At 42.3% G+C, this 7,814-nt stretch carries 5 protein-coding genes; 3 read left to right on the forward strand and 2 right to left on the reverse strand.

What is annotated here, in order from left to right; genetic code table 11:
* Positions 1–127: 127 nt before the first annotated feature.
* Positions 128–907, reverse strand: coding sequence for a DsbA family protein (locus ABF638_RS35855; RefSeq protein ID WP_435027527.1), 780 nt, complete (start codon positions 905–907; stop codon positions 128–130).
* A 202-nt stretch (positions 908–1,109) separates the two neighbouring features.
* On the reverse strand, positions 1,110–1,991 hold the full coding sequence (locus ABF638_RS35860; protein ID WP_435027528.1) for a 4-hydroxybenzoate solanesyltransferase: 882 nt from the start codon (positions 1,989–1,991) through the stop codon (positions 1,110–1,112).
* Positions 1,992–2,350: 359 nt separating this feature from the next.
* On the opposite strand from ABF638_RS35860, the gene ABF638_RS35865 reads away from it, so the two are divergent.
* The 3 genes from ABF638_RS35865 to ABF638_RS35875 all read left to right on the forward strand — a co-directional run bounded on the left by ABF638_RS35865 (position 2,351) and on the right by ABF638_RS35875 (position 7,750).
* The gene (locus tag ABF638_RS35865) at positions 2,351–4,003 is read left to right on the forward strand and encodes a Ppx/GppA phosphatase family protein (RefSeq protein ID WP_435027529.1); all 1,653 of its coding nucleotides are present in this window, start codon (positions 2,351–2,353) and stop codon (positions 4,001–4,003) included.
* A gap of 1,277 nt (positions 4,004–5,280) precedes the next feature.
* Complete coding sequence (locus ABF638_RS35870; RefSeq protein WP_435027530.1) at positions 5,281–6,342, forward strand: DMT family transporter; 1,062 nt, start codon at positions 5,281–5,283, stop codon at positions 6,340–6,342.
* A gap of 250 nt (positions 6,343–6,592) precedes the next feature.
* On the forward strand, positions 6,593–7,750 hold the full coding sequence (locus ABF638_RS35875) for a peptidoglycan-binding protein (protein ID WP_435027531.1): 1,158 nt from the start codon (positions 6,593–6,595) through the stop codon (positions 7,748–7,750).
* Positions 7,751–7,814: the final 64 nt, after the last annotated feature.

Raw genomic sequence — 7,814 nt, forward strand, 5'->3', positions numbered from 1 at the left:
TTGGGAAAGGGTTACTGGGTTTGGGTTAAAGGTTTTTAATTTCCCTTTCCCCCTTAACCGACAAGTATTGATATGAGTCCTATAGCTATCATCAAAGCAACGTAAATCCGTTTTTAGATACATCATCTTACTTAGCATCAGCCAATATATTTTTGATGTCTGCTAGCTGCACCACTCCTGAAAAAGTTGGACTATTAATTACAAAGAAAGGTGTGCCAGAAACAGCCAATTTTTCAGCTAGCTGGATATCTTTATTAATTGCGGGAGTGGCAAGAGTCAAGTCACGTTTAAATTTACCCAAATCCAGATTCAGGTTTTTAGCAATATCTAAATATAACGCTTCACCCAGTTTTTTTTGATTAGTAAATAGGGCATCATAATATTCCCAAAACTTACCCTGTTGATGTGCAGCCCAAGCCGCTGTCGCAGCTGGCAATGCTTCAGCATGAATTGAAGTCAGCGGTAAATTCTTGTAAACTAATCTTAGATTATCTGGATACTTTGCTAACAAATTTTTCAAGGTTTTATGCGCCTCTGCACAATAGGGACATTGAAAATCTGAAAATTCTATCAGCACAGTTTTTGATTGAGTTGATCCTGTGGTGGGAGACTCACCAATTACTATTTGAGGATTCGTTTTGAAATCCTGTACAAATGCTTGCCGTACTTGTTTGATTTTCTGTTGTTGTTGCTGCTGATAGGCTTGAACAGATTCAATTATTACCTCTGGGTGTTCTCGGATAATTTGTAACACTTGCTGTTCCAACTTTGGATCAACGGTGCTGGTAGCTTGTGCAGGAAATGACCAGGTGATAAGCAAACAGAATAAACCTATTGCTGCCCAAGTACGTAGATACTGAAGTAATGGACTAAAGCAATCAAAGAATCTACCCATACAAAAACTCATAAATACTTCTTTAACCCGGATTTCTCACCACACCTCTCAAAGCCTGCGCTTGTGCAGGGGAGCAAGGGAGCAGGGGAGCAGGGGAGAGTTCAATGTGCCAAGTTCAATCCCCTCTGCCCCTCTGCCCCTCCGCCCCTCTGCTCCATCAAACGCCTGAAGCTTTTGAGAAATGCTGGTTTAAGGGGATTCTATACATTACTTGTTAAAAAGATCCAGCAATCATCCCAGCAAGTAAAATAAAACCAATCCACACATTTTGCCGGAACATCTCACCATAAACACGGTTAGGTAAATCTTGCTTTGTTAATCGTAGAGACTGCCAAACCCATCCGATAGTAGCAACTGCAAGGCTAATCCAGAAGGCTAAGTGCAGATTTATGACTATGCCTAACCAAGCCAATAACAAGATTGTGCCAGCAAAGAAAATTCCAATAGCAACAGGGGCATAATTTCCAAAAAATAGAGCGCTAGAATTAACACCAATGCGGCGATCGTCTTCCTTGTCGCTCATGGCGTAAACTGTATCAAATCCCAATGTCCACAGTACAGTCGCGCCCCAAAGTAACCAAGTTGGTTGGGAGATGGTTTGTGTGACTGCACTCCAGCTAATCAACACGCCAAAACCCCAGGCGATGGAAAGCACCAGTTGCGGCACAGGAAACACCCGCTTTGCACCTGGATAAAACAGAATTACTGGCACTGCTGCCACACATAACCAGAAACTCAGGGGGTTAAGATAAAAGGCCAAGATAGCTGCACATACTAGCGATACGATCGCAACTACAATCCCAACTTTTACAGACAAGGCACGAGAAGCGAGGGGGCGATCGCGTGTTCTCTCCACTTCTGGATCAATATCTCGATCCCACAAATCATTGACTACGCACCCAGTCGCACTCGTGGCCAGAGTACCCAATATAATCACACCAACCAGAGGCAAAGGCGGTTTCCCCGCAGCTGCCAAAAATACAGCCCAAAGGGCAGGAATCATTAAAATTAACCGTCCTTCTGGTTTATGCCATCGCAAAAGCCGGATAATTGTAAGCCAAACTGGTTCCTGGGGGCGTTCTGGCGTCCTTAGCATAGAATTGTTACTGGGATTGGTTACTGGGGATTGGGTACTGGGGATTGGGAAAACTTTTCGTCAGTCCCTACTTCCTAGTTCACACATCTTTACATCTATAGAATAACGTTATTTGTTATTTGTAAAAACATAACCTCAAGTGGCAACTTTAAATATTTTTAAATAGTCACTAGGTTAGAAGCAGTAGGGTGAATATACTTAGCTCAATTACCCTCGACCAAAAATGAAGATTGCTGAATATTGTTAGTTTACTCAAAACTCAGTATTCAGTTCGAGCTAGTGTATTGCAATAAATATCAGTGCCAGCTACCCCGACATACCACCGTTTGCCATCATTTCTTATAAAGAGAGAAAACTAGATGCTGAATTTAGTTTCGGCTAGCTGGGAGAGTGCTACAACTCAACCACCTAAGCAAGACCGGATTATTGCTGCCATTGACCTGGGAACAAATTCTTTACACATGGTAGTAGTGAAGATTGACCCCACACTACCAGCTTTCAGCATTATTGCCAGAGAAAAAGAAACCGTGAGACTTGGCGATCGCGATCTGACGACAGGGGAACTCAAACCGGAGATCATTAAAAAGGCGATCGCAGCTTTAGGACGTTTTCAAGAAGTTGCCAAAACTATCAACGTTGAAACAATCATCGCTGTGGCAACTAGTGCTGTGCGGGAAGCCCCCAATGGTAAAGATTTTTTGCACAAAATAGAAACGGAGTTGGGTTTAAGCGTTGACTTGATTTCTGGTCAAGAAGAAGCGCGGCGAATCTATCTTGGCGTGCTGTCGGGGATGGAATTTCATAACCAGCCCCACATGATTGTTGATATTGGCGGTGGTTCCACAGAGTTAGTTTTGGGTGATAGTCACCAAGCACGCACTCTCACTAGTACCAAAGTCGGTGCAGTGCGACTCACTAGCGAGTTAATCACTACCGATCCCATCAGCAACACTGAGTTTCAGTATCTGCAAGCATACGCACGTGGAATGTTAGAACGTTCTGTGGATGAGATACTAGCAAACCTAGAGTTTGGCGAGTCTCCACGTTTGGTAGGTACATCTGGCACAATTGAAACCCTGGCGATGATTCATGCGCGAGAAAAGTCAGGTGTCATTCCTTCCACACTCAATGGCTATCAGTTCAGTCTTAAAGACTTGCGAGAGTTGGTAAATCGCTTGCGGAAACTCAGTAATTCAGAAAAGGCTGCCATTCCTGGGATGCCAGATAAACGATCTGAAGTTATACTTGCTGGCGCAGTAATATTACAGGAAGCGATGACCCTTTTGGGTAGTGAATCGATCACAGTTTGTGAGCGTTCTCTGAGGGAAGGCGTAATCGTAGACTGGATGCTAACCCACGGTTTAATTGAAGATAAGCTGCGCTACCAAAGTTCAGTTCGGGAACGGAATGTTCTCAAACTCGCTAATAAATACCATGTCAATTTAGAATATAGCGATCGCGTTGCAAAATTTGCCGAGAGTTTATTTGACCAAACTCAAGGTATTCTGCACCACTGGGGATCTGATGAACGACAACTGTTGTGGGCGGCTGCAATATTACACAATTGCGGTCATTATGTCAGCCATTCGTCTCACCACAAGCACTCTTACTATCTAATTCGCAATGGTGAATTGCTTGGTTATACAGAAACAGAGATTGAAATCATTGCCAATTTAGCGCGTTATCATCGCAAATCGCCGCCTAAGAAAAAACATGAAAATTACCAGAGTTTGCTGACTAAACACCAGCGACAAATGATCAGTCAATTGAGTGCAATTCTCAGATTGGCGGTGGCATTAGATAGACGACAAATTGGTGCGATCGCTCAAGTCCAATGTGAGTATTATTCACAGTTTCGGCAGGTAAATTTGCTAATTTTCCCTTCTCAAACTGATGATGACTGTGCTTTAGAACTTTGGAGCTTAGATTATAAAAAAGGAGTGTTTGAGGAAGAATTTGGAGTGAAATTAGTAGCGAGTTTAGAAAAGTCTAGCGTTACTAGCTTGTCTTAGAAACTAGGGTGCGTTAACGGAGTGTAACGCACCTGTACATAGTTTGTATGGAGTTTCTTGCTTGAGTGAGTTAGAAGAACCCCAACCCCCTGTTTTCTAAAGTTGCCCCACAAGCTTTTAATCTCCCCAACTTATCGGGTGATTGGGGGGAAATTGTCTAAAAATCCCTCAATTTATCGGGGGATTTAGGAGAAACTACAAATATTTTGGTTTTGCATAGAGATATGTGTACACCGTAGGCAAGCGGGGAGGATACTCTGATGTAATTCATGTAATTAGGAAACGCTATATTCCATTCTTGGGATAATTCATCAGCTTGAAAAGTTAGGCTTAATATAAAAGCTTGAGGTAAAAATCAGATGTATTTATCTGGTTGCCTTTTAATTAGCAAAAAAGAATATATTATAACATAAGATGATTTACCTTGATATTATTTCAAAATTTAACTAGACCTTCTATCTAATTTTGGCATCCTACTTAAGTACCAATTTATAAACTGCCCTAAGAAGCATTTAAAAATAAAAATTACTAATTAGAATAGAATTATCAATCTATTTATATAGGTTATGTTGCTATTGGATATCTAAGCCGGGAAAACTTAGATATCCTTATATAAAGTTTCAATAAAGCAGATTCAATTGGTCAGTTCTCTGCACTGGTGAATACTTAGATTTCAGCGTAGATATCGTACTACATTATTATGAAAATGTATCAGCTTTGGGAGTTATGCTCGATATCAAAGCTTGAGGTAATTAAGTCGCCGAGAAAAATTCAATGTATATGAAGAAATGATAAAGAAAGCAAGGTATGTTATGCCGTAGGCTAACGCACTTTGGATTGTTGACGGTGCATTGCGCTGTGTGACACACACCCTACATTGAAATTCATTAACATAGCTGGAAATAGTAGCACCGACTTACTTACTTAATAAATATGATGAATTTATCTGTCAAAGTTTGCAAACTCGGTTAAAAACAGCCAAGATTGTGACTTTAGAAATTGAAGTGTCCAAAACCAAGCATCCTTGGATGAAATTTGCGGTTATGTTCTACTACTTCCTCTAATATACAAGGCTAGGTTGTAGCTTGCTTCCCCGCAGAGTTACGGAGCGAAACTCAATAAAACCCTGAAAATATTGGGTTTCCTTCCTCAACCCAACCTTTATTTGAGTATTAATTCCTTCTCTCTGAGACGCTACACGAACACAAAACTACATAATTCGGTAAAATTGGGTAAAGCAATTTTTGCGCTTGTTAAACAAAGGCATCAGCAAACCCATGCAACTGAAACTCAGTGCATCTCGACTTCCCTTCGCCCCCCTCTTGTTAATTGCCCCCTTTTTCCTATGGGGGACGGCAATGGTAGCCATGAAAGGAGTGATACCCCACACCACACCGCTATTCATGGCGGGAGTACGTTTGATACCAGCAGGGATGTTAATTCTGATTGCAGCAGCATTTATGGGTAAACCCCAGCCTAGGGGTTGGGCTGCATGGCTGTGGATTGCCTTATTTGCCCTTGTAGATGGGACGCTATTTCAAGGCTTTTTGGCAGAGGGATTAGTCAGAACCACTGCGGGGTTAGGGTCTGTGATGATTGACTCGCAACCCTTGGCTGTTGCATTACTATCTTTGTGGCTATTCCAAGAACACATTGGTTTTTGGGGATGGCTAGGATTAGGCTTAGGAGTCACGGGCATTAGTTTAATTGGCTTACCTGATGAGTTGATTTTACATTTTCTCGACTCAGGGGTGAATGTCACAATTGGCAGCTGGCAAGATTTGTTTGCTAGTGGCGAGTGGTTGATGCTGTTAGCCGCGCTATCAATGGCAGTGGGAACAGTGTTAATTCGGTTTGTGTGCCGATATGCTGACCCAGTAAGTGCTACAGGATGGCACATGATTTTGGGTGGATTGCCACTATGGGGAGTTTCATCAGTTGTCGAATCCCAGCAGTGGGAGAATCTCGGAGGATATGACTTAGTGGCTTTGGGTTATGCTACCGTATTTGGCAGTGCGATCGCTTATGGATTATTTTTCTACTTTGCCTCTAGTGGCAGTCTCACCAGTCTTAGTTCCCTGACCTTCCTCACGCCCGTTTTTGCCCTACTGTTTGGAAATCTCTTCCTATCAGAAGTCCTCAGTCCGTTGCAGTGGATAGGAGTATTTCTCACTTTAATTAGCATCTATCTCATTAATCAACGTGATACTTTAGGAGCGCAGAACGACACAGTTACTGTCGGCGAAATAGCAAATATACAGCAACCAGTTTTAGAAGCATCTACTAAAAAATTAAATCCCATAACCTTAACAGTCAGAGAATCTGAATCAGAAATTTGACCCTAACTCGTTCAAAAAGATTGGGGAGTAGTAGTGCTGTTAGCGGTAGCGGGGCGTTTAGCCCGTGCTGAGTGGAAAATCTCACTTCTTGACTCGGAACTGGCTCAATGCCCCGCTACCACTAACTGAACTGTTTTGCCTAATGACAAATGACAAATGAAAAATAAAAAATGACAATTAACATTTGGTCATCTAGAAGCTATTGTGGTATCGAAGACTTCAAAAGCACGTTTAGGCTGAAACTTGCAATATGAGGCTATGCCGTTCCTCAATTCTTATATTTACCTGTTTTTCTTGTGTGGGTTTTTATCCAATTCGCTCAAGCACAGCTGCACCTAACCTAGCACCTAAAATTTTAGAACTTGCACAAGCTAGTTCGAGAGTTACTGCTAGTCCAGATGTTTGGAGATATGGTAGTCGAAAATCAGATGTGCAGATATTACAAACCCAATTAAAGCAGTTGGGATACTACAGTGGCGCTGTAGATGGACAGTACAACGCCAGTACGGAAACCGCTGTAGCTAAATTCCAGAAAGCAAAGGGTTTACAAATAGATGGCCTTGCTGGTCTGACGACCAGAGAGAGACTGCAAGCAGATTTGGTAGCTAAAAATCAGATTGTCACTTCTCCAATAATCACCTCTCCAATTGTCGCCCCTTCTGCTCCAACCTCCCCAGCAACTACAACACCCAAGCCAACTGAGAGAGGTTTTGTTTGGTGGTTAATATTTGCCATTGGAGTCCTGGGATGCATGGGGGCACTTTTTTACCTGCTAAGGTGGTTTCGTCAGGTTAAACAAGTTCAAAAGTCCGAAATATTAGATGATGAAAGTCTGACTGAAGTGAATATAGAACCGATTAGACTACACTTACCAGAGATAGCAAATAATCCACAAACAGCTACACCACCACTGTCTACAAAATTGCTACTACCAGAAAAAACTTCCCGGCTTGCTAAACTCAATATCGTTGATGAATTAATTCAAGACTTACGCAGTTCTGACCCAACGAAGCGGCGCAAGGCTATTTGGGATTTGGGTCAGCAGGGAGATTCGCGGGCAATTCAGCCGATGGTTGACCTGATGATTGATGCTGATTCTCAAGAAAGCAGTTTAATTTTGGCAGCTTTGTCAGAAATTGGCATCCGCACACTCAAACCGATGAACCGTGGTTTAGCAATTTCACTGCAAGATGAAAGTCCACAAGTGCGGCAAAATGCGATTCGTGACCTGACGCGCGTTTATGACATGATGGGTCAAATGAGTCAGATGTTGCGCCATGCCCTGGAAGACCCAGATGCCGAAGTGCAAGCAACAGCACGATATGCTTTAACTCAGATGAATCGAATGCGTGGCTTATCGGAACAACAAAGTTTAACGGAAGATTCACACAACGATTCACAACAATAGAGCAAGAGCTTAGGACCAGCCCTTTCAAGGTCTTGTAATTTTCCCCAAATTATAGTTAGTTGAA

Source organism: Nostoc sp. CALU 1950 (assembly GCF_051172895.1).
Taxonomy (GTDB): Bacteria; Cyanobacteriota; Cyanobacteriia; order Cyanobacteriales; family Nostocaceae; genus Nostoc; species Nostoc edaphicum_A.

Coding starts and splice junctions, on each gene's coding strand:
- ABF638_RS35855 (WP_435027527.1), bottom strand. CDS start 907: ATGAGTTTTTGTATGGGTAGATTCTTTGATTGCTTTAGTCCATTACTT.
- ABF638_RS35860 (WP_435027528.1), bottom strand. CDS start 1,991: ATGCTAAGGACGCCAGAACGCCCCCAGGAACCAGTTTGGCTTACAATT.
- ABF638_RS35865 (WP_435027529.1), top strand. CDS start 2,351: ATGCTGAATTTAGTTTCGGCTAGCTGGGAGAGTGCTACAACTCAACCA.
- ABF638_RS35870 (WP_435027530.1), top strand. CDS start 5,281: ATGCAACTGAAACTCAGTGCATCTCGACTTCCCTTCGCCCCCCTCTTG.
- ABF638_RS35875 (WP_435027531.1), top strand. CDS start 6,593: ATGAGGCTATGCCGTTCCTCAATTCTTATATTTACCTGTTTTTCTTGT.